The organism is Streptomyces sp. NPDC002386, from assembly GCF_053593175.1.
The window spans coordinates 735,513-755,536 of the sequence record NZ_JBSFBX010000001.1; the positions used below are offsets into that span (position 1 = coordinate 735,513).

19 protein-coding genes, 2 tRNA genes and 1 pseudogene are annotated in these 20,024 nt (G+C 71.2%); 13 read left to right on the top strand and 9 right to left on the bottom strand.

Going from position 1 to position 20,024, the window contains the following annotated elements:
- Positions 1 to 86: 86 nt before the first annotated feature.
- Together ACWCPN_RS03265 and ACWCPN_RS03270 are read left to right on the top strand one after the other, a co-directional pair.
- A complete protein-coding gene (locus ACWCPN_RS03265) occupies positions 87 to 1,040 on the top strand; it encodes a D-2-hydroxyacid dehydrogenase (RefSeq protein ID WP_451202103.1) in 954 nt (317 codons plus the stop codon).
- Positions 1,041 to 1,056: 16 nt separating this feature from the next.
- On the top strand, positions 1,057 to 2,445 hold the full coding sequence (locus tag ACWCPN_RS03270; RefSeq protein ID WP_451202104.1) for an amidase: 1,389 nt from the start codon (positions 1,057 to 1,059) through the stop codon (positions 2,443 to 2,445).
- Here ACWCPN_RS03270 and ACWCPN_RS03275 read toward each other — a convergent pair.
- On the bottom strand, positions 2,426 to 2,920 hold the full coding sequence (locus ACWCPN_RS03275) for a DUF3830 family protein (RefSeq protein ID WP_199210679.1): 495 nt from the start codon (positions 2,918 to 2,920) through the stop codon (positions 2,426 to 2,428). The two genes, ACWCPN_RS03270 and ACWCPN_RS03275, sit on opposite strands and share 20 nt — an antisense overlap.
- A 46-nt stretch (positions 2,921 to 2,966) precedes the next feature.
- Between ACWCPN_RS03275 and ehuB the strand changes: the two genes are divergently transcribed.
- The 6 genes from ehuB (at position 2,967) to ACWCPN_RS03305 (ending at position 7,165) form a co-directional block, all read left to right on the top strand.
- Positions 2,967 to 3,893 (top strand): ectoine/hydroxyectoine ABC transporter substrate-binding protein EhuB, encoded by a 927-nt coding sequence (gene ehuB, locus ACWCPN_RS03280; RefSeq protein ID WP_199210680.1) that lies wholly within the window; start codon positions 2,967 to 2,969, stop codon positions 3,891 to 3,893.
- Positions 3,890 to 4,609: an ectoine/hydroxyectoine ABC transporter permease subunit EhuC gene (gene ehuC, locus ACWCPN_RS03285; protein ID WP_199210681.1), complete on the top strand. Its 720-nt coding sequence runs from the start codon at positions 3,890 to 3,892 to the stop codon at positions 4,607 to 4,609. The genes ehuB and ehuC overlap by 4 nt, the downstream gene beginning before the upstream one ends.
- Positions 4,606 to 5,256 (top strand): ectoine/hydroxyectoine ABC transporter permease subunit EhuD, encoded by a 651-nt coding sequence (gene ehuD, locus ACWCPN_RS03290; RefSeq protein WP_451202105.1) that lies wholly within the window; start codon positions 4,606 to 4,608, stop codon positions 5,254 to 5,256. Before ehuC ends, ehuD begins: the two co-directional genes overlap by 4 nt.
- Before the next feature lie 7 nt (positions 5,257 to 5,263).
- Positions 5,264 to 6,040, top strand: coding sequence for an ectoine/hydroxyectoine ABC transporter ATP-binding protein EhuA (ehuA, locus tag ACWCPN_RS03295; protein ID WP_451202281.1), 777 nt, complete (start codon positions 5,264 to 5,266; stop codon positions 6,038 to 6,040).
- A 206-nt stretch (positions 6,041 to 6,246) separates the two neighbouring features.
- Positions 6,247 to 7,005 (top strand): IclR family transcriptional regulator, encoded by a 759-nt coding sequence (locus tag ACWCPN_RS03300; RefSeq protein ID WP_451202107.1) that lies wholly within the window; start codon positions 6,247 to 6,249, stop codon positions 7,003 to 7,005.
- An 86-nt stretch (positions 7,006 to 7,091) separates the two neighbouring features.
- A tRNA-Lys gene (locus ACWCPN_RS03305) sits at positions 7,092 to 7,165 on the top strand.
- A 91-nt stretch (positions 7,166 to 7,256) separates the two neighbouring features.
- On the opposite strand, the gene ACWCPN_RS03310 is transcribed toward ACWCPN_RS03305, so the two are convergent.
- The 4 genes from ACWCPN_RS03310 to ACWCPN_RS03325 all read right to left on the bottom strand — a co-directional run bounded on the left by ACWCPN_RS03310 (position 7,257) and on the right by ACWCPN_RS03325 (position 10,915).
- Positions 7,257 to 7,721 (bottom strand): hypothetical protein, encoded by a 465-nt coding sequence (locus ACWCPN_RS03310; protein WP_451202282.1) that lies wholly within the window; start codon positions 7,719 to 7,721, stop codon positions 7,257 to 7,259.
- A 122-nt stretch (positions 7,722 to 7,843) separates the two neighbouring features.
- On the bottom strand, positions 7,844 to 8,449 hold the full coding sequence (locus ACWCPN_RS03315) for a lytic polysaccharide monooxygenase auxiliary activity family 9 protein (RefSeq protein WP_199210684.1): 606 nt from the start codon (positions 8,447 to 8,449) through the stop codon (positions 7,844 to 7,846).
- 140 nt (positions 8,450 to 8,589) lie between these two features.
- A complete protein-coding gene (locus tag ACWCPN_RS03320) occupies positions 8,590 to 9,729 on the bottom strand; it encodes an SPFH domain-containing protein (protein WP_451202108.1) in 1,140 nt (379 codons plus the stop codon).
- A 118-nt stretch (positions 9,730 to 9,847) separates the two neighbouring features.
- The gene (locus tag ACWCPN_RS03325) at positions 9,848 to 10,915 is read right to left on the bottom strand and encodes a peptidoglycan-binding protein (protein ID WP_451202109.1); all 1,068 of its coding nucleotides are present in this window, start codon (positions 10,913 to 10,915) and stop codon (positions 9,848 to 9,850) included.
- A 183-nt stretch (positions 10,916 to 11,098) separates the two neighbouring features.
- Between ACWCPN_RS03325 and ACWCPN_RS03330 the strand changes: the two genes are divergently transcribed.
- The 5 genes and pseudogenes from ACWCPN_RS03330 to ACWCPN_RS03350 all read left to right on the top strand — a co-directional run bounded on the left by ACWCPN_RS03330 (position 11,099) and on the right by ACWCPN_RS03350 (position 16,313).
- Positions 11,099 to 11,172 (top strand) — tRNA-Lys (locus tag ACWCPN_RS03330).
- A gap of 175 nt (positions 11,173 to 11,347) precedes the next feature.
- Entirely contained in the window at positions 11,348 to 12,070 is a 723-nt protein-coding gene (locus ACWCPN_RS03335; protein ID WP_451202110.1) for a FadR/GntR family transcriptional regulator, read from the top strand.
- A gap of 311 nt (positions 12,071 to 12,381) precedes the next feature.
- Positions 12,382 to 14,379 (top strand): glycosyltransferase family 2 protein, encoded by a 1,998-nt coding sequence (locus ACWCPN_RS03340; protein ID WP_451202112.1) that lies wholly within the window; start codon positions 12,382 to 12,384, stop codon positions 14,377 to 14,379.
- Between the two features lie 458 nt (positions 14,380 to 14,837).
- Positions 14,838 to 15,077, top strand: a pseudogene (locus ACWCPN_RS03345) (galactose oxidase); the annotation flags it as partial.
- A gap of 144 nt (positions 15,078 to 15,221) precedes the next feature.
- A complete protein-coding gene (locus ACWCPN_RS03350; protein ID WP_451202284.1) occupies positions 15,222 to 16,313 on the top strand; it encodes a kelch motif-containing protein in 1,092 nt (363 codons plus the stop codon).
- A 102-nt stretch (positions 16,314 to 16,415) separates the two neighbouring features.
- Here ACWCPN_RS03350 and ACWCPN_RS03355 read toward each other — a convergent pair whose 3' ends face one another.
- From ACWCPN_RS03355 to ACWCPN_RS03370, 4 genes are all read right to left on the bottom strand, one after another.
- Positions 16,416 to 17,441: a glycoside hydrolase family 6 protein gene (locus ACWCPN_RS03355; RefSeq protein WP_451202113.1), complete on the bottom strand. Its 1,026-nt coding sequence runs from the start codon at positions 17,439 to 17,441 to the stop codon at positions 16,416 to 16,418.
- Between the two features lie 238 nt (positions 17,442 to 17,679).
- Positions 17,680 to 18,348, bottom strand: coding sequence for a class F sortase (locus ACWCPN_RS03360; RefSeq protein ID WP_451202115.1), 669 nt, complete (start codon positions 18,346 to 18,348; stop codon positions 17,680 to 17,682).
- Positions 18,349 to 18,363: 15 nt separating this feature from the next.
- Positions 18,364 to 18,999 carry a hypothetical protein gene (locus tag ACWCPN_RS03365; RefSeq protein ID WP_451202116.1) on the bottom strand — a complete coding sequence of 212 codons (636 nt, stop codon included), beginning with the start codon at positions 18,997 to 18,999 and terminating at the stop codon, positions 18,364 to 18,366.
- A gap of 206 nt (positions 19,000 to 19,205) precedes the next feature.
- Positions 19,206 to 19,985 (bottom strand): HAD-IIA family hydrolase, encoded by a 780-nt coding sequence (locus ACWCPN_RS03370; RefSeq protein ID WP_365126959.1) that lies wholly within the window; start codon positions 19,983 to 19,985, stop codon positions 19,206 to 19,208.
- Between the last annotated feature and the right edge of the window lie 39 nt (positions 19,986 to 20,024).

The following is a 20,024-nucleotide window of genomic DNA, read 5'->3' on the forward strand; positions in this document are numbered from 1 at the left end:
TCGCTGGATACGCCCGTGTTGACGAAGGTAGATTCGGGTGCGAGCGTGGTCAATCCGCGCATGTCAGACGCTCGGAGCCGCCCCGTATGACGTCGACTCTGCCCACTCTCCTCGTGCTGGACGCCGACCCGCCGCCCCGGCTCGGCCGGCTGACCGGCCGCGCCCGGATCGAGCACACGGACGCGGCCGGCCTCGCCGCCCGGCTGCCGGACGCGGACGTGCTGCTGGTGTGGGACTTCACCTCGCACGCGGTGCGCGAGGCCTGGCCGGGCGAGGGGCCGCGGCCGCGCTGGGTGCACACGGCGAGCGCCGGGGTGGACCATCTGATGTGCCCGGAGCTGGCCGCGTCCGACACCGTGGTGACCAACGCGCGCGGGATCTTCGACCAGCCGATCGCGGAGTACGTGGCCGCGCTGGTGCTGGCGGTCGCCAAGGATCTGCCGCGCACCCTGGAGCTGCAGCGGGAGCGGACCTGGCGGCACCGGGAGACCCGCCGGGTGGCGGGCACGCGCGCGTGCGTGGTCGGTTCGGGGCCGATCGGGCGGGCGATCGCGCGCACCCTGAAGGCACTGGACGTGACCACGGCCCTGGTCGGCCGGGTGCCGCGCACCGGCGTCCACGGGCCCGGCGACCTCGACCGGCTGATCGCCCGTGCCGACTGGGTGATCGCCGCCGCGCCGCTGACCGAGCAGACGCACCACATGTTCGACACCCGCCGGTTCGGCGTGATGCAGCCCTCGGCGGTCTTCGTGAACGTCGGCCGCGGGCAGCTCGTCGACGAGGACGCCCTGGCGCAGGCGCTGCGCAGACGATGGATCGCGGGCGCCGCGCTGGACGTGTTCACCGCCGAGCCGCTGCCCGCGGACAGCCCGCTGTGGGGTCTTCCGGGACTGGTCGTCTCCCCGCACATGAGCGGCGACACGGTCGGCTGGCGGGACGAACTGGGCTCACAGTTCGTGGAGTTGTACGAGCGGTGGGCGGCGGGCAGGTCACTGCTGAACGTGGTCGACAAGAAGCGCGGATACGTGCCCGGTCACTGACCCACCAGGAGGGTCCATGCAGCTCACCGACCTGACCGCCGTACAGCTCCTCGACGGTTACCGCAAGGGCGAGTTCGGGCCCGTGGAGGCGACCGGGCAGGCGCTGGAACGGGCCCGGCGGATCCAGCCGGAGGTCAACGCGTTCGTACGGCTCCTGGAGGAGGAGGCCTACGCGCGGGCCCGGGAGTCCGAGGAGCGCTGGCGGCGCGGTGAACCGGCCGGGCTGCTGGACGGGGTGCCGGTGACGGTGAAGGACATCCTGCTGCTGCGCGGCCATCCGACCCTGCGCGGCTCGAAGGCCGTGTCCGAGCGGGGACGGTGGGACGAGGACGCGCCCTCGGTCGCACGGCTGCGCGAGCACGGGGCGGTGTTCATCGGCAAGACGACGACCCCGGAGTACGGCTGGAAGGGCGTCACGGACTCCCCGCTGTCCGGTGTGACCCGCAATCCGCACGCCCCGTCCCGCACCGCGGGCGGTTCCAGCGGCGGCAGCGCGGCGGCCGTCGCGCTGGGCGCGGGCCCGCTCTCGCTGGGCACGGACGGCGGCGGGAGCATCCGTATCCCGGCCGCGTTCTGCGGGATCTTCGGGCTGAAGCCGACGTACGGCCGGGTGCCGCTGTACCCGGCGAGCGCGTTCGGCACGCTCTCGCACGTCGGCCCGATGACCCGGGACGCGGCGGACGCGGCGCTGATGCTGGACGTCATCGGCGTGCCCGACCCGCGCGACTGGTCGGCGCTGCCCGCCCCGGCGCGTTCGTTCCGGGGCGCGCTGGACGGCGGGGTGCGCGGGCTGCGGATGGCGTACTCGCCCACCCTGGGCGGTCAGGTGGCCGTGCAGCCGGCGGTCGCCGCCGCGGTACGGCGGGCGGTGGCCGGGCTCGCGGACCTCGGCGCCTACGTCGAGGAGGCCGACCCGGACTTCAGCGACCCGGTGGAGGCCTTCCACACCCTGTGGTTCGCCGGCGCGGCCCGGGTCACCGAGCACCTGCCGCCGCGGACACGGATGCTGCTCGACCCGGGCCTGCGGGAGATCTGCGTCCCGGGCGCGCGGGCGAGCGCGCTGGACTACCTGGCGGCGGTGGACGTCCGGACGGACCTCGGCCGCCGGATGGGCCTGTTCCACGAGCGGTACGACCTGCTGCTGACCCCGGCCCTGCCGCTGACGGCGTTCGAGGCGGGCCGGGAGGTGCCGCCGGGCTCGGGGCTGCGGCGCTGGACCGGGTGGACACCGTTCACCTACCCGTTCAACCTGACGCAGCAGCCCGCCGCCACCGTCCCGGTCGGTGCGGACGGCGACGGACTGCCGGTGGGTCTGCAGATCGTGGCCGCGCGGCACCGCGACGACCTGGTGCTGCGCGCGGCCCACGCGCTCTACGGGGCGCGGCTCACGCTCGGCGGAAGCTGAGCGTCTCCCCCGCCGCCCCGGTCCGCCACAGGTCGTTGCAGGCCTCGGCCATCCGGTCGAGGCCGTCCGTCACCTGGCCCCAGACGATCCCGGGCACCCAGCCCACGTCGCCGTTGAGCAGCAGGTTGTTGCGTTCGTAGAACAGGGCCAGGTCGACCAGGGTGGTGCCGGGGCGGACCTCGCGGTCGTAGCCGTAGGCCCGGGTGCCCAGTTCGGCACCGGCGAAGGAGAAGTAGCAGAGGTCACCGGGAATCGGGGTGACCGTGGGGTTCTCCAGTGGGGGTTCGGTGGAGGCGAAGGGCGGGAAGAGGGCGTAGATCTCGTTGCGCGCGTACTTGGCGTGGTACACGTCGCCCGCCAGTGGCAGTGCCTCCCACACCGCCGTGCAGGTCAGGGGCGCGCGGTCGTCCAGGAGGCGTGCCGTGCAGCGCACGCCCCGTCGGTCCAGTGAGACTGTGACGAATCGTTCGGCCATGAAACAAGGGTGCATAGGGCGGATGCGTCTGGGTAGCCGCGCCGCCATGGCTCCACCACTTGGGAACGAATCGCACATATTCCGGTCAAAACACAGACAGAGCAGGCGTTCTCTGCTCGCGGGCGTCGCGGCGGTCGGTGCGGTGGGCGCGCTGGGTGCCACGGGCTGCACACGGGTGGCCTCGGCATCGGACGAGAACGGCGGTGAACTGCTCGACCGGCTGCGGGCGCAGGGGGTCGTACGGCTCGGGATCGCCGGTGAGATCCCCTTCGGGTACATCGACCGGGACGGTCATCTCACCGGTGAGGCGCCCGAGCTGGCGAAGGCGGTCTTCAAGCGGCTCGGAGTGGACCGGGTGCAGCCGGTGCCGACGGAGTTCGGCTCGCTGATCCCCGGTCTCAACTCCCAGCAGTTCGACGTCGTCGCCGCCGGCATGTACGTCAATCCCGAACGCTGCGAGCAGGTGATCTTCGCCGATCCGGACTACCAGATGCTGGATGCGTTCATCGTCCGCAAGGGGAACCCGAAGGGGTTGCACTCCTACCAGGACGTGGTGGAGAAGAAGGCGAGGTTCGCCACCGGCACCGGGTACGCCGAGATCGCGTACGCGGTGGAGGCCGGTTACAAGGAGAGCGACATCCTGATCGTCCCCGACCAGGTGGCCGGGCTGAACGCCGTGGAGGCCGGGCGGGTCGACGTCTTCGCCGGTACCGCGCTCACCGCCCGTGAGGTCGTGAAGAAGTCCGCCAAGGCGGAGGCGACCAAGCCGTTCGCCCCGAAGGTCAAGGGCAAGCCGCACGTCGACGGGGGCGCGTTCGCGTTCCGGCCGACCGAGACGAGGCTGCGCGACGCGTTCAACGCCGAGCTGCGCAAGCTGAAGCGGAGCGGGGAGCTGTTCCGCATCCTGCGGCCCTTCGGTTTCACCGAGGCCGAGATGACGGACCTCACCGCGAAGGAGCTGTGCGGCGGATGACCTCGGGGCTCTGGGATCTGGTACTGAAAGGCATATGGACCACCGTCCAGCTGCTGGTGTTCAGCGCGCTGCTGGCCACGGCGGTGTCCTTCGTCGTCGGCGTCGCGCGCACCCACCGGCTGTGGATCGTGCGCTTCCTCGCCGGCTTCTACACCGAGGTGTTCCGCGGTACGTCGGCCCTCGTGATGATCTTCTGGGTGTTCTTCGTGCTGCCCGTCGCCTTCGGCTGGCAGCTCGTACCCCTGTGGGCGGGCACGCTGGCGCTCGGGCTGACGTACGGCGCGTACGGCTCGGAGATCGTGCGCGGCGCGCTGAACGCGGTCGACCCGGCGCAGCGGGAGGGCGGGATCGCGCTCGGCTTCACGCCCTGGCAGCGGCTGCGGCTCATCGTCCTGCCGCAGGCGGTGCCGGAGATGATCCCGTCGTTCTCCAACCTGCTGATCGAGCTGCTCAAGGGCACCGCGCTGGTGTCCGTCATGGGCATGGGCGATCTGACGTTCAGCGCCAACCTGGTGCGGCTCGCGCTGCAGCAGAGCGCGGAGATCTACACGTACGTGCTGCTGATCTACTTCGCGATCGCCTTCGTGCTCACCAGGCTGATGCGCGGACTGGAGAAGCGGCTGAAGGCCGGGGTCGGCAAGGACCCGGGGACGGAGTCGTCGGCGCGTGAGCTGAAGCGGGCGCAGACCACCGGTGTCGGCGGGGGTGTCGCATGAAGTGGGACTGGAACGCCGTCGGCGACTTCATGCCGGACTTCTGGCACGGACTGCTGGTCACCCTGCAGGCCCTGGTCCTCGGCTCGCTGCTCTCCTTCACCCTGGGACTGGTGTGGACGCTGCTGATGCGCGCGCCGTCCCGGTGGGTGCGCTGGCCGGTCGGGGTGGTCACGGAGTTCGTGCGCAACACCCCGCTGCTGGTCCAGCTGTTCTTCCTCTTCTACGTGCTGCCCGAGTGGGGCCTGACCTTCTCGGCGCTGGCCACCGGCGTCGTCGCGATCGGCCTGCACTACTCGACGTACACGATGCAGGTCTACCGGGCCGGCATCGAGGCGGTGCCCGTCGGCCAGTGGGAGGCGGCGACGGCACTGAACCTGCCGCGGCGGCGCACCTGGACCGCGGTGATCCTGCCGCAGGCGATCCGCCGGGTGATCCCCGCGCTCGGCAACTACGTGATCTCCATGCTGAAGGACACGCCGATGCTGATGGTGATCACCGTGCTGGAGATGCTCGGCCGGGCCCGGCTCTTCTCCCAGCAGCACTTCCAGTTCACCGAGCCGCTCACCGTGATCGGTGTGGCCTTCATCCTCATTTCCTACGTGGCCTCCCTTCTTCTGCGAGCCCTGGAGCGACGTCTTGTCCGCTGACCCCCTGATGAAAGAACCCGACGCGAGCTCCGGCCCTCTCACGGCCGGGGGTGAGCTGATCCGTCTGGAGGAGGTCACCAAGCGTTTCGGGACGAACACCGTGCTCGACCGGCTGAACTTCTCCGTCGACGCCGGCAAGCACGTGACGCTGATCGGCCCCTCCGGGTCGGGCAAGACCACGATCCTGCGGTTGCTGATGACCCTCACCAAGCCGGACGAGGGCACCATCACCGTGGACGGGGAGCGGCTGTTCCCCGCCCCGGAGAAGCAGGTCCGGGAGGCCCGCAAGAAGATCGGGATGGTGTTCCAGCAGTTCAACCTGTTCCCGAACATGACCGTGCTGCGCAACCTCACCGAGGCGCCGGTGCAGGTGCTGGGCCTGTCGAAGGACGAGGCCGAGGCACGCGCCCGGGAGCTGCTGGAGCTGGTGGGGCTCGCCGACAAGTGCGACGCGCGGCCGGCCATGCTCTCCGGCGGACAGCAGCAGCGAGTGGCGATCGCCCGCGCGCTGGCGATGCGGCCGCGGGTGCTGCTGCTGGACGAGGTGACCTCCGCACTCGACCCCGAGCTGGTCGCGGGCGTACTCGACCTGCTCAGGGACATCGCCCGCACCACCGACATCACGATGCTCTGCGTGACCCACGAGATGAACTTCGCCCGGGACATCTCCGACCAGGTGCTCATGTTCGACTCCGGCCGGGTGATCGAGTCGGGGCCGCCGGAGCGGATCTTCGGCGATCCGGAGCAGGAGCGTACGCGGGAATTCCTCAGCGCGGTGCTGTGACCCTCCGCCGTGAAAACGGCAACAGCCGAGGTCCCGACGCTGGGCGATGACCCTGGCATATGCCAGAGGGTCTGAGTCCCAGATGGGAGGGGCGTGCGGGCGGCACAATCTCGCCAACACCCTCTCCCTGCCGGGCCTTTGCCCGTTATCGTGGTATCGATCCGACCGACCGGAATCACGGCCACAGAGCGAGCCAGGGGGACACCGTGGCGCTGATGAACGAGCCGACCGCTCCGTACCACTCCGCCCACGACGCGCTGCGCGTACTGGAGACCGTGGCACGTCATCCCGCCGGCGTCACCGAGGCCGAGCTGTCCCACCGCACCGCCCTGGACCCCGAGCGGCTGACCGCGCTGCTGCGCATGCTGCGCCGCGAGGGCTACGTCGAGCAGATCACCGACGGGGCGTACGTCACCGGCGAGACCCTGCGCCGCCTCACCTCGGCGCACGAGCGCGAGGGCGCCCTGCGGGACAAGCTCCAGCACACCCTGGACCGGCTGCGGGACTCCGTGGGCGCCGCCGTCTACATCAGCCGGTACGTGGACGGCGAGGTCACGGTCACCCAGTACGCCGCCGGACCCGGCACGCCCGCGGTCAACGAGTGGGTGGACTTCCGCTTCTCCGCCCACGCCACCGCCGTCGGCAAGAGCCTGCTGACCCAGCTCGACCACAACGCCCGCCGCGACCACCTGTCCCGGCACAAGATGGCCCGGCTCACCTCGCGCACCATCACCAGCGACAAGCTGCTGCTCTCCCGCCTGGAGTCGCAGCCGCCGACGGTGCCCGTCCTGGACCTCCAGGAGTACGCGATCGGCACGGTCTGCGCCGCCGTCCCGATCACCGCCGGCTCGACGGTCGGCTGCCTGGCGCTCTCGCTCCCGGTGGAGCACGCGCACCGCCTGAAGCAGGCCGCGGACACCCTGAACCGGAGCGCGGCGCCGGTGCTGCTCTCCCTCGCGATCTAGCCGCTCCCGGGTGGTCAGGAGCACCCCCCGGGACCAGGTAGTATTTTCTTCGTCGCCGGCCGCGGTAAGCGGAAGGCGGGAGTCATGCGCCGCTAGCTCAGTTGGTTAGAGCAGCTGACTCTTAATCAGCGGGTCCGGGGTTCGAGTCCCTGGCGGCGCACAGATGAAGGGCCCCTCGCCTCGGCGAGGGGCCCTTCGGCGTGTCCGGCGCGCCCGGAGCCGGGGTGCGGTCCACCGCCGGCCCGCACGGATCACGGCATCAGGCCGCCCGCCTCCGTGAACATGACGTGGGCCACGACGACGAAGACCGAGCAGAAGGCGATGCACACCCCGAGGAAGGCCAGCCCGAAGCCGGTGCCGACGGCGAGCCTGGCACGGGACGGCGGGAGCGCGGTGGCCCGGTGGGGCTGCTCCGCGAGGTACCGCACGGTGACGAAGTCACCCTCGAGGACGGTCGCGGGACCGTCCTCCTCCTCGAATCGCCGGGTGCGGCCGTCACGGGTGGTGAACTCGTAGACGTGGTGGACGGTCGTCCGCACGGACGTGTCCCCGCCGCCCCCGCTGGTCGTCGTGTACATCCGCAGACAGCGGGCCTCCGCGGTCAGCCCGTGCTTCCACGTCCTGCTGATCCGCCGGGCGCGGCGCAGCAGCAGGTACGCGGCGAACCCGAAGCCCGCGATCATGAGACAGGGCACGACGTAGAAGAGCAGTTCCATCATGAGGTTCCCCCGAGGTCGGTACGCCGCCGTCGGTCGAACGGCGTGGCGGGAACCTACCCGGCGGTAGGGCCGGCCGGCCTCAAGGGAACCTCAGTTTCCGTGCTGTACCGGAACGATGCTCAGAAGGTGACGTCGGAGCAGGCGTAGAACGCGTTGCCCGTGTCGGCGACGGTCCACACCGCGAGGACGACGTGGTGACCGCTCAGACCGGACGGCAGGGTGCCGCTGTGGCTGAGCGTGGCCGGCGGGCGCTGGCCGTTGTAGGGCACCGTCAGGAACGGGGTGAGGTTGAGATCCGAGCGGGACAGGGCGTGGTTCTGGTTCCAGCCCGGCTTGGTGACGTAGTACTTGAAGTCCGTCGTGGCGTGCATGGCGGTGAACTGCCAGCGGAACGTGTACGACTGACCACCGGTCACCCGGGTGGTGGGCCAGGCCGCGCCGGACGGGGTCTTCGGTGCGCTGAGCTGGGCGAACTGGCTGAGGCCGCCGTTGCAGAGCTGGCCGTCCGCGGGTCCGGCGGCCGGGAAGCCCTTGGGGCCCTCGACGCTCTGCGGCTCCCACTGGATGGAGCCGCAGTTCGTCACGGTGCCGTTCTGGCAGAGCTTCTGCCTGCTGATGGGGAGGTCCGTGTAGCCGTGCCCGCTGGCGCCGCCGGTGGAGAGCGCGAAGGCTCCGGCGGTCGCCGCACCGAGCACGACTGCGGTCAACTTGGTCTTGGTGCGCATGCTGCCGCTCCTGGAGAACGTGGGGGATGTTCACTGAGCCGAGCTGAGCCGTGCAGTAGGTCTAGACCAAGTCCCAGATTATTGCCGTGACTTGACTGTGTCCATATCAAGAGAGGCGTCCGGACCGATCCGGCGACCGGTCAGACTCGCTCCCCGCGCCCCGAGCAGAACGCCACCGTCAGGTCCCGGACGAGCACCTTGCGCTCGTAGTCGTCGAGTTCGACCAGGCCACGCATGGTCAGCCGGGTCACCGTGTCCTCCACGGAGTCCACCACCGAGTTGAGCATCCCGGCCCGCTCCCGGGCGTCCAGCGCCGCGATCCGGCGCCGGTCCATCGCGGCGGCGACCTCGGGGGCGTACTCCACCCGGACCGGCTGCGCCGAGAAGACCTCCAGCCCGATCGGCGCCGCGTCCGCCACCACCAGACGGGTCAGCGCCTCCCCGGCCGCCGCCACCCCGCCGCCCGCCCCGGTCGGCATCTCCACCGGCACCCGGGCGAGCGCCGCCTCCACGCACTCCCGCAGGTAGGTCTCGTGGTCGTCGATGCCGAGCACGGCCCGCGCGGTGTCCCGCACCCGCCACACCACCAGCACCACCACCCGCAGCGCCACGCCGTTGGCGTCCGACGCCGGCATCACCTCGCTGCGCCAGTGCCGCAGCCGCACATCGACCCGGCGGCGGCGCAGCAGCGGGTTCACCCAGAGCAGGCCGGTGCGCCGGACCGTTCCCCGGTAGCGGCCGAACAGCCCGAGCAGCCGGGCCTGTCCGGTGCGGCCCCGGGCCAGCCCGCCGAAGCCGAGCGCACCGAGCGCCCCGGACCCGGCGAACGCCGCCCACTGCGCCGGACCGAGCCCGGCGCCGGTGTACGGCGGCAGACGCAGCGCCCCCGCGGCGAGCGGCGGCAGGACGCCCGCCCACCACGAGGTGACCAGGCCGCCCATGAGCCCGCCCGCCCCGGCCAGCACCCCGGCCAGACCGGGCAGCACCCGCGCCGGGCGCTCCGCCAGTTCCGGGTCGAGCCGCGGCGCCGTACGGCTGCGGGCCGGGACGGGGCGCCGCAGCCGCGGCTGCTCGCCGGTGCCCTGCCGGCGGGCCACCACCGCGGGCCGCACCGGTACCGACATCGCCTCCGGTTCGTCGCGGAACAGCAGATGGACGGGGATCTCGGTGGTCGCCTCGTTCTGGATCAGCCGGGCCGGACGGGTGGCCGTGCCACCCGTCGGGCGTCCGCTCTCCGGCTGCTCCTCGGACTCCGACGTGTGTGACGTGGTCGTACTCATGCGTGCTCCAGCCTCCGCGCCAGATGCGTCATGACAGTGAGAAAGGGTGGGACGGGACGGTCGGGACGGACGGGAACCCCGGCGGGACGAGCGGCCGGGACGACGGGGGAACGGGTGCCTACGAGAACAGGCGGCGCCAGGTCTCCGGGCCCGGGTAGCCGTCCGCGGCACCGCCGCGCCAGCCCTGGCCGCGCTGGAAGGCCTCCACGGCCCGCCGGTCCGCGTCGCCCCAGCGCGGACCGGGCCCGCCGGGGTAGAAGCGGCCGAACCCCTTCTGCACCAGCCGCTCCCCGAGCTCGGTCACGTACGGGTTGGCCTCGCCCGGGCGGAACCGGGCCCGGCCGGGATAGCCGGGCACCCCGTGCGAGGCGGGCCGGGACGGGCCCGCCCGGCCGGTGACCGGCCGCGGCGCCTTGTCGTCGCTCGTCGCCTGGGCACCCGCGGTGTCCGCCACGACGCCCTTGTAGCGGTAGGGGACGTACTTCGAGGTGTTGCTCCAGTACGGGTACGGCGTGGCCTGGGTGCGGGCGTGCGGGGGCGTCTGCTCGTAGACCGTGTAGTAGGTGTGCGTGTAGTCCGTCCAGCCGCCGAAGATCACGACGTGGGAGCCGCTCTCGGGGTTGTCCGGGTTGTGGAAGAGCAGGATGTCGCCGGGCAGCAGCTCCTCCTTGGTGATCTTCACGCCGTACTGGTCGAGGCTGCCGGTCCACTCGTTGGAGCCCAGCCCCCACGCCATGGACACATAGCCCGAGCAGTCCTGCCGGTAACCGTCGGTCCAGTAGTCCTCCATGCTGTACGGCACCTGCGCGGCCACCCAGACCTTCGCCCGGTTGATGATCTGGGTCCGGGTGGCGGGGGGCGGGGCGGCCGGCGGCGTGGTCGCCGGATCGGGCAGGGGGCCGGCCGGACCGTGCAGCGGTGACTTGGCGCCCTGCGGGGTGGCCGGCTCGCCGTCCCCGGGGTCGCCGGGCCGGTGCGGGGACTGGGGCGCGGTGAGGGCGGCGGCCGGGGTGAGCGCGCCGAGCGCGGCGGACGCGGCGGCGGCCACGATCACCACCCCCCGGGCCGCCAGGTGGCCGCCCAGGCGCCCGGACAGCGGACGGGGGCCGGCCCGCCGCGCGTGGACGCAGGCCGGACAGTCGCAGTCGCGCCCGGGGTCGACCTCTTCGAACGCCGGAGCCGTCATGCGATCTGCCTCACATTCGGGGGGAAATGTCCGCCAAGGTGCACGTTGATCAGTTTCACAACTGTCGTCCCGGTGCGCATGTTGACGGTCCGAATGATGTACATCCCGTATGACCGGCTCCCCCGTGCGCAGCACATGGTCGGGAGCACCCGCGCCGGTCGGGTAGAGTTCTCTCGTCAGCAGGCGCCGCTAGCTCAGTTGGTTAGAGCAGCTGACTCTTAATCAGCGGGTCCGGGGTTCGAGTCCCTGGCGGCGCACAATGACGATGGCGAGGCAGTTCGCGTTACGGCGCGAACCACCTCGCCATCTCTGTTGTTGTGCGGCTTCGCCGCGCGTCGCGGGGGCTCCGCCACCCGCACCCCCGCGCCGCGGTGACCGGCGCCCTGAACCGGAACCCGGCCCTCCCCCCGATTGGCCGGATACCCTCTCGCCATGGCGGCCCGGGACCTGCAGGAGCGGATCAAGAAGCTCATCGTCGACCGACGGCTGCCCTCGGGCGCCCCGCTGCCGACCGAGCCCGAACTGAGGGAGCTCCTCGGGGCGAGCCGGAACTCGGTGCGCGAGGCGCTGAAGGCGCTCCAGGCGATGGGCATCGTGGAGATCCGGCACGGGTTCGGCACCTACGTGGGGCCGATGTCGCTCGCCCCGATGATCGAGGGGCTCGCCTTCCGCACGGTCGCCGGGCACTACCGGGGCGAGGACTCCCTGCTGCAGCTCCTGGAACTGCGCGAGGCCGTCGAGACCGGACTGGTGTCGCGGCTGGCCGGGCGGCTGCCGGAGTCCGACCTCGTTGAACTGGAAGCCCTCGTCACCCGTATGGATCAGGAGGCCGCCGAAGGGGCGGGCCTCGCCGAGACCGACCGCGCCTTTCACGCCGCCCTCTACCGGGGGCTGGACAACGTGCTGCTGAGCGAGGTGCTGGAGGCGTTCTGGGACGCCTTCCACCGCGTCCGGCGGGATCTGCTGGAGGTGCCGCAGGACCCGCGGGTCACCTGCCGGCAGCACCGGGAGATCCTGGACGCGGTCAGGTCCGGCGATTCCCTGCGGGCGGAGGAGGCCATACGGGACCACTTCGGCCATGTCCGCGCCCGGCTCTCCCCCACCGGCGCACCCGAGCCCCCCGAACAACACCCGCGACACAACCAGCGGGTTTGACCGGTGAACTCCATGTTTCCCGTCTTGCGATCACGCTGGACGCCGTAGAACCCTGTCTGCCACGAAGCCGCGCGTCAGCGGCTGTCGGGGAAGCAACCGGTTGCCGGCCGGCGGGGAGGGGGCCCCGCTCAGTGAGCGGATGCCGAGGGGGGCATCATGCAACCGGAAGGGCGTGATCCCGTGTCTATAAGGTGTGCAGGACATGGTGACCGCGACCACCACTGTGTCCGCCTGTGACGGCCGAGGGGACCCCGACCGGGCGGTAGAAGACCGACGAAACACGCGGTGACTCGCGTGTGGGGGGATGACTCATGACGTCGACGCCGACGGGCGCCGGACAGAGCCACGAACGACAAGACGACCCGTCACAGACCACGCAGCTTCGTGCGGTGACGCATCGGACCGGCCAGTTCCGCCGAATAAGGAAGAGCCTGCCCAGATACGACTACGAGCACTACAGCCGCCTCTCGGGTCCCCTCACCCAGCCCGACCCGGCGAAGCCCTACCAGGTGCAGTACCGTTCGCTGCTCTCGCAGGAACCGCACCGCGTACGGGCCGCGCTCATGCTCGGCGCGGCCCCGGTGCTCTCGCTGGTGCTGCTGTTCTGGCTGCTCCAGCCGGAGCACTGGACCGAACGCGACTACCCGGCCTACGACTTCCTGCCCGCGCTGGACATCGTGATGCTGGTCGCGATCGGCCTGATCGAGTTCTTCCGCTGCATGAACGTGCTGTCGAACGCGCACGCCACCCTGGTCGCCCGCGACCCGGTCCCGGTGGTGCCGGAGACCGGCACGCGCGTCGCCTTCCTCACCTCCTTCGTGCCCGGCAAGGAGCCGCTGGAGATGGTGACCAAGACGCTGGAGGCGGCCGTGAAGCTCCGTCACCGGGGTCTGATGCACGTCTGGCTGCTGGACGAGGGCGACGACCCGGCCGTGAAGGAGGTCTGCGCCCGGCTCGGCGTCCACCACTTCTCCCGCAAGGGCGTCGCCCGGTGGAACCAGGCCAAGGGCCCGCACCGCGCCAAGACCAAGCACGGCAACTACAACGCCTGGCTGGAGGCGCACGGCGGCGACTACGACTTCTTCGCGTCCGTCGACACCGACCACGTCCCGCTGCCCAACTACCTGGAGCGGATGCTGGGCTATTTCCGCGACCCGGACGTCGGCTTCGTCATCGGCCCGCAGGTGTACGGCAACTACGACACCTTCGTCACCAAGGCCGCCGAGTCGCAGCAGTTCCTCTTCCACGCGCTCATCCAGCGGGCCGGCAACCGGTACGGCGCCCCGATGTTCGTGGGCACCTCGAACGCCGTGCGCATCAGGGCGATCAAGCAGATCGGCGGCCTGTACGACTCGATCACCGAGGACATGGCCACCGGGTTCGAGATGCACCGCGCCAAGAACCCGGCCACCGGCCGCAAGTGGAAGTCCGTGTACACCCCGGACGTGCTCGCGGTCGGTGAGGGACCCAACGCCTGGACGGACTTCTTCACCCAGCAGATGCGCTGGTCGCGGGGTACCTACGAGACGATCCTCAAGCAGTACTGGAAGGGCTTCTTCAGCCTGCCGCCCGGCAAGCTCTTCAACTACACGATGATGATCATCTTCTATCCGATGTCCGCCCTCAACTGGATTCTCGCGGCGCTGAGTTGCGCCCTGTTCCTCGGTCTGGGCGCCTCGGGTGTGAACATCGACCCGACCGTGTGGCTGATGCTCTACGGCAACGCCTCCGCGCTCCAGATCGGCCTGTACATCTGGAACCGGCGGCACAACGTCTCCCCGCACGAGCCGGAGGGCTCCGGCGGTGTGGCCGGCATGGTGATGTCGGCGCTGTCCGCGCCGCTGTACGCCAAGGCGCTGATCGACTCGGTGCTGCGCCGCAAGAGCAAGTTCGTGGTCACGCCCAAGGGCGACTCGGCCAGCCCGGACACCTGGTTCGGCACCTTCCGGTACCACTGGTACTTCATCGCGATCTTCGGCGGCTCGATCGTCGCGGGCCTCAGCCTCGGGCACTCCCACCCGGCGATGATCACGTGGGCCTCGTTCGCCCTGCTCATCACCGCGACACCGATCTTCGTCTGGCGCCACGAACTGCGGCAGCAGACGCGGCAGCAGAGGAACAGGCCCCGGCACGCCGCGGGCGTGCCCGCACCCGTCCCGGCGGCCGAGCCGCAGGACGCGGTGCCCCCGGGGTACGCGGCCCGGCCGCCGCAGGTCCCGCAGCAGCGGACCGGCCACGCCGGCCCGGCCGCGGGCAACGACCAGACCATGCAGATCGCCCTTGGTGGACTTGGGGGACGTAAGGAATGAAGGACCAGGCCGGCCGCCGCCGTGCTCGTCGACTCGCGATAGGCACGGCGGTGGTAGTCGCGCTGGCCGGGATGAACGGGCCGTGGCTCTACCGCTTCGGAACCGAGCAGTACCACCAGTACAAGATCAACAAGCCGGAGTACAAGGCCTCCAACGGCAAGTGGGACATCGTCGAGTTCCCACCGGAGTACCGGCAGGACACCATCCACGCGGCACTGCTGCACACCGGCAAGGTGCTGCTCGTCGCGGGTTCGGGCAACAACCAGGACAACTTCGACAAGAAGCAGTTCGACACCCGGATCTGGGACCCGGTCAAGGGCACGATCAAGAAGATCCCCACGCCCACCGACCTGTTCTGCACCGGGCACACGCAGCTCGCCAACGGCAACCTGCTGATCGCGGGCGGCACCAAGCGGTACGAGAAGCTCAAGGGCGACGTCACCAAGGCCGGCGGCCTGATGATCGTCCACAACGAGAACCCGGACAAGCCGATCACGCTGCCGGCGGGCACCCGGTTCAGCGGCAGGACCAACGGCAGGACGTTCGTCTCCAAGGACCCGGTGCTGGTACCCCGCGCGAAGAAGGTCTTCGACCCGCAGACCGGTGTCTTCCTGCGCAACGACCCCGGCCTGGGACGCATCTACGTCGAGGCGCAGCGCAGCGGCAGCAAGTACGAGACCGGCACCCAGGACAACTACCGCATCCAGGGGCTGAGCGGCGCCGACGCGCGCAACACGTACGGCATCGCGCAGAAGCTCGCCCTCGACAAGAAGGACTTCCAGGGCATCCGCGACGCCTACGAGTTCGACCCGGTCGCCGAGCGGTACATCAAGGTCGACCCGATGAACGAGGCCCGCTGGTACCCGACGCTCACCACCCTGTCGGACGGCAAGGTCCTCAGCGTCTCGGGGCTGGACGACATCGGGCAGCTGGTGCCGGGCAAGAACGAGATCTTCGACCCCAAGACCAGGAAGTGGTCGTACACCTCGAAGCTCCGGCAGTTCCCGACGTACCCGGCGCTGTTCCTGATGCAGAACGGGAAGGTCTTCTACTCGGGCTCCAACGCCGGCTACGGGCCGGACAACGTGGGCCGCAAGCCCGGCGTGTGGGACGTGGGGACCAACAAGTTCACCAAGCTGCCGGGGCTCGGTGACGCCGACATGATGGAGACGTCCGGGACAGTGCTGCTGCCTCCGGCCCAGGACGAGAAGTTCATGGTGGTCGGCGGTGGCGGGGTCGGCGAGTCGAAGCTGTCCAGCAGGAAGACCCGGCTGATCGATCTCAAGGCGCGGCACCCCGCGTTCGTGGACGGGCCGGAGCTGGCGAAGGGCACCCGGTATCCGCAGACGTCGATCCTGCCCGACGACACCGTGCTGGTGTCGGGCGGCTCGGAGGACTACCGGGGGCGCGGCGACTCCGACATCCTGCAGGCCCGGATGTACCACCCGGACAGCAACAGCTTCACCGAGGTCGCCGATCCGCTGGTGGGCCGCAACTACCACTCCGGGTCGATCCTGCTGCCGGACGGGCGGGTGATGTTCTTCGGGTCCGACTCGCTGTACGCGGACGCGGCCGACACCAAGCCGGGCAAGTTCGAGCAGCGGATCGAGATCTACACCCCGCCGTATCTGTACCGGGGTTCGCGGCCGTCGCTCGGCGGGGGACCGCAGACCATCGCGCGGGGCGCCTCGGGGACGTTCACCTCGGCGCAGGCCTCCGGCATCAAGAAGGTGCGGCTGATCCGGCCGAGCGCCTCGACGCACGTGACGGACGTGGACCAGCGGTCCATCGCGCTGGACTTCACCACGTCCGGCGACCGGATCACCGTGACGGTGCCGAAGAACCGGAACCTGGTGCAGTCCGGCTGGTACATGCTGTTCGTCGACGACGGCCAGGGGACGCCCAGCAAGGCGCAGTGGGTCAAGGTCCCCTGAGCCGCGTCCCGCCGCTTCCGAGGGGCGCAGCAGCGACCCGCGGTCCCGAAGGGGCGTCCTCCGCACCGGAGGGCGCCCCTTCCGCCGTGCCGTGGGCCCGCCTTACCGCGTGCCCGCCCCGGCCAGCCCGAGGGCGTAGCCGGCCCACCACTGGCCCGCCTTCGGCCCGCCCTTGCAGGTGCCGTCGGACTCCCCGGGGCGCTTGACCCACAGATACGCGTCGACCAGCGGGTCGTCCGTCCTGGTCGTCGGGGTCCGCCCCAGCGCCCGGCCGGGCGGGTTGCACCACCGCTGCGCCGGATCCCCGCCCGTGTAGGGGCCGTTGCCGTTGCGGCTGGTGTCGACGACGAAGTGCTTGCCGCCCACCTTCGCGGAGAGCTGCTTGCCGTAGGCGATGGAGTCCTCGGTGGAGTAGAAGTTGGAGACGTTGACGGCGAACCCGTCGGCCTGGTCGACGCCGGCCTGGCGCAGAGGCTGGAAGATCTGGTCGGGGTGGCCCCAGCCGGCGTTGCCCGCGTCCAGGTAGACCTTGGTGTTCTTCAGCGACTTCAGCCTGGCGACGGCGCCCTTGAGCAGGTCGTAGCGCTCCTCGTGGACCTCGTCCGGGGTGCAGCCGTCGACGAGGTGCAGCACGGCGTCGGGTTCGAGGACGACGGTGGCGGCGCGGTCGCCGATGCCCCGGGCCACCCCGTCGATCCAGGCGCGGTAGCCGTCCCCGTCGGTGGCGCCGCCCTGGGAGTACTGGCCACAGTCGCGGTGCGGGATGTTGTAGAGGACGAGCAGTGCGGTGCGGTCGGCCTTCGCGGCGGCCTCGGTGAAGCCGCGGGCCTCCTGCTCGGGGTTCTCGGGGCCGATCCACTCCCCGGTCGGCTGCTCGGCGATCCGGCGGATCCGCTGGGCCTCGGGCTTCCTGCCGGCCTTCTGGTAGGCGACGAGCTGGCGGGCCGCGTTGCCGTCCGGGTTCACCCAGAACGGGTCGGTGGACTTGGGCCGCTGGCCGATGTCGGCCTTCGCGTCGTCCGATCCGTCCCCGCCGGACGAGCAGCCGGCGGCCAGCAGTGCCGCCCCCAGCACCACCGCGGACGCCCGTACCCGTGCCGCGGTACGGACCCCCCTGCTGTCGTGCATGCGATTTCCCCCCTGGGCGCATCGTTCCGAGTGCCAATCGTGGCACACCGCCCGCGCCGGTCACGAGGTCGTTCGGGCGTGGGGGCGGGGGGCCGGGGCGCCCGGTGCCCGGCTCGGGCAGCCGGTCGGGAGGCGGCTCCGACTGGGGGCCGGGGCCTGCCGGGCGTCCGCCGGGGGCCGCTCGCACGGTCCCTCCGGAGGGGGCGCCCGGGGGCCGCTCAGGCGACGGGGGCCGCGGTCACGGGCCGGTGCCGGTCAGGTACGCCGAGACGACCACGTTCGCCGTGTAGCTGCGGCTCGCCCGGTCGAAGGTGCCTCCGCAGGTGATCAGCCGGAGTTCGGCGCGGCCCGGTTTCCGGGGGCCGTAGGCCGTCTTGGCGTCGAAGCCGTCGCGGGGCAGGACGCGCACGTCCTCGATGGTGAAGTGGGCGACCCGGCCGTCCGCACGGACCACCCGGACGCTCTCGCCGGGCTTGAGCGTGCTGATCTTGTAGAAGACGGCGGGCCGGGTCTCCGTGTCGACGTGTCCGACCAGCAGCGCGGTCCCCACCGCGCCGGGCTTGGTCCCCGCGCCGTACCACCCGACCACTCCCGGCTGGTCGAACGGGGGCGGCTCGATGGCGCCCCGCGCGTCCAGCCCCCGGGCCACGACCGGCGCGGTGACGGCCAGTTGGGGGATGTCCAGGCGCTGCGGGACCGCTGCCGTGAGCGGCTCGGCCGCGGGCGGCAGCCGGACTACGTCCGCACGGCCGATCCCGGCCACGTCGCCCGTGGCGGGCCCCGCAGGGGTCTGCGGAACGCCGGTGACGCCCCTGCCCCAGAGCCACAGCCCGAAGAGCAGCAGCGTCCAGGCCAGGACGGTGACCAGGCGTCCGGCGGCCGAACTGTGGCCGTACTCCTCGGACATGGCCGCCGCCCGCGCTCAGTCCGCGCCCTGGCTCCGGCGGGCCCTGCGCAGCCCGACGGCGGCCGCGGCGATCCCGGCGAGGGCCAGGCCGGTCACGGTCTGGCCGGCGCCCGGGCCGGACCCGTCGGTGGCCACCGTGGCGAAGTGCGCGGTACCGCCACCGCCCGCGGCGACCGGCGCGACGGGCGAGGCGGCCGTGCCGACCGTGCCCGACGGGTCCCCGGTCTGCGCGGTGCCGCCGGTGCCGTCCCCCTGCTGCAACAGGCCCGCGGCCTTGCGCCCGACGGTGATCCTGCTGTTGAGCGCCACGTCGGCGCAGGTGACCCGCACGTCGTAGACACCCGGCGCGACCGAGGCGCTCACACGGGTGTCACCGCTCAGGATGCCCATGTCGGACGTCAGCCGGGCATCGGCGACGAACGCCTTCGACGCGGCGACGGCCCGCGACGCGCTGCAGCCGCGCACGTGCAGGGACACATCGGTGCCGGGGGCCGGAGAGACCGGGGTCACGGAGACGCCCTGGTCGGAGACTCCCCGGTCGGCGACTCCCTGGGCTCGGTCGGTCGCGCAGGCGGCCGTGGTGAAGGCGATGACGGCGACCAGTCCGGCGCAGAGAGTCCCGGAACAGAGAGTGAGGCGTTGTGAGCCCATCGTGAACCTCCAGATACTGGGAGGCTCCCCCGTACCGCGCGCCTACGCATCCTCGGAAGGTGCGCGATTACTCCGAACGGGTGGGGTTCGATATGAAAAGCCCAGCTCAGGACCTCACCAGGGTCCGCACGGGGTCCGCTCGGGCCGGAGCCCGGTCCCACTCGGCACCGGGCTCGGGCCCGCTCGGTCCCCGGCTCGGGCGGGCCTCAGACGAGGTCGACCAGGTCCGCGATGGAGTCGACGACCTGCGAGGGGCGGAACGGATAGCGGTCGACGTCGGCCGGCTGCGTGACACCGCTCAGCACCAGGAAGGTGCGCATCCCGGCCTCCAGGCCCGCCAGGACGTCGGTGTCCATACGGTCACCGATCATCGCGGAGGCCTCCGAGTGCGCGCCGATCGCGTTGAGCCCGGCACGCATCATCAGCGGGTTGGGCTTGCCGACGAAGTACGGCTTCTTGCCGGTCGCCGCGGTGATCAGGGCGGCGACCGAGCCGGTGGCGGGCAGGTCGCCCTCGGTGGACGGGCCGACGTTGTCGGGGTTGGTGGCGATGAACCGCGCACCGTCGTTGATCAGCCGCACGGCCTTGGTCAGGGCCTCGAAGGAGTACGTGCGGGTCTCGCCGAGGATCACGAAGTCGGGCTCGTGGTCGGTGAGGATGTAACCGATGTCGTGCAGCGCGGTGGTCAGACCGGCCTCGCCGATGACGTAGGCGCTGCCGCCGGGCCGCTGGTCGTCCAGGAACTGGGCGGTGGCCAGGGCGGAGGTCCAGATGTTCTCCACCGGCACGTCCAGGCCCATCCGCCGGAGCCGGGCGTGCAGGTCGCGCGCGGTGTAGATGGAGTTGTTGGTGAGCACCAGGAAGGGCCGCCCCGAGTCGCGCAGCTTCTTCAGGAAGGCGTCGGCACCGGGGATCGGGACCCCCTCGTGGATCAGGACGCCGTCCATGTCGGTGAGCCACGACTCGATGGGCTTGCGGTCTGCCATGCTTGTGCGTCTCCTGACATGCGTACGGTCAAGAACGGG

Excerpts from the sequence above, each read along its gene's own strand:
- ACWCPN_RS03275 (WP_199210679.1), bottom strand. The coding sequence starts at position 2,920 with ATGGCCGAACGATTCGTCACAGTCTCACTGGACCGACGGGGCGTGCGC.
- ACWCPN_RS03370 (WP_365126959.1), bottom strand. The coding sequence starts at position 19,985 with ATGGCAGACCGCAAGCCCATCGAGTCGTGGCTCACCGACATGGACGGC.
- ACWCPN_RS03355 (WP_451202113.1), bottom strand. The coding sequence starts at position 17,441 with ATGCACGACAGCAGGGGGGTCCGTACCGCGGCACGGGTACGGGCGTCC.
- ACWCPN_RS03335 (WP_451202110.1), top strand. The coding sequence starts at position 11,348 with ATGGCGGCCCGGGACCTGCAGGAGCGGATCAAGAAGCTCATCGTCGAC.
- ACWCPN_RS03265 (WP_451202103.1), top strand. The coding sequence starts at position 87 with ATGACGTCGACTCTGCCCACTCTCCTCGTGCTGGACGCCGACCCGCCG.
- ACWCPN_RS03340 (WP_451202112.1), top strand. The coding sequence starts at position 12,382 with ATGACGTCGACGCCGACGGGCGCCGGACAGAGCCACGAACGACAAGAC.
- ACWCPN_RS03365 (WP_451202116.1), bottom strand. The coding sequence starts at position 18,999 with ATGGGCTCACAACGCCTCACTCTCTGTTCCGGGACTCTCTGCGCCGGA.
- ACWCPN_RS03320 (WP_451202108.1), bottom strand. The coding sequence starts at position 9,729 with ATGAGTACGACCACGTCACACACGTCGGAGTCCGAGGAGCAGCCGGAG.
- ACWCPN_RS03315 (WP_199210684.1), bottom strand. The coding sequence starts at position 8,449 with ATGCGCACCAAGACCAAGTTGACCGCAGTCGTGCTCGGTGCGGCGACC.
- ehuA (WP_451202281.1), top strand. The coding sequence starts at position 5,264 with ATGAAAGAACCCGACGCGAGCTCCGGCCCTCTCACGGCCGGGGGTGAG.
- ehuB (WP_199210680.1), top strand. The coding sequence starts at position 2,967 with ATGGCTCCACCACTTGGGAACGAATCGCACATATTCCGGTCAAAACAC.
- ehuC (WP_199210681.1), top strand. The coding sequence starts at position 3,890 with ATGACCTCGGGGCTCTGGGATCTGGTACTGAAAGGCATATGGACCACC.
- ACWCPN_RS03270 (WP_451202104.1), top strand. The coding sequence starts at position 1,057 with ATGCAGCTCACCGACCTGACCGCCGTACAGCTCCTCGACGGTTACCGC.
- ACWCPN_RS03310 (WP_451202282.1), bottom strand. The coding sequence starts at position 7,721 with ATGGAACTGCTCTTCTACGTCGTGCCCTGTCTCATGATCGCGGGCTTC.
- ACWCPN_RS03360 (WP_451202115.1), bottom strand. The coding sequence starts at position 18,348 with ATGTCCGAGGAGTACGGCCACAGTTCGGCCGCCGGACGCCTGGTCACC.
- ACWCPN_RS03350 (WP_451202284.1), top strand. The coding sequence starts at position 15,222 with ATGAACGAGGCCCGCTGGTACCCGACGCTCACCACCCTGTCGGACGGC.
- ACWCPN_RS03325 (WP_451202109.1), bottom strand. The coding sequence starts at position 10,915 with ATGACGGCTCCGGCGTTCGAAGAGGTCGACCCCGGGCGCGACTGCGAC.
- ehuD (WP_451202105.1), top strand. The coding sequence starts at position 4,606 with ATGAAGTGGGACTGGAACGCCGTCGGCGACTTCATGCCGGACTTCTGG.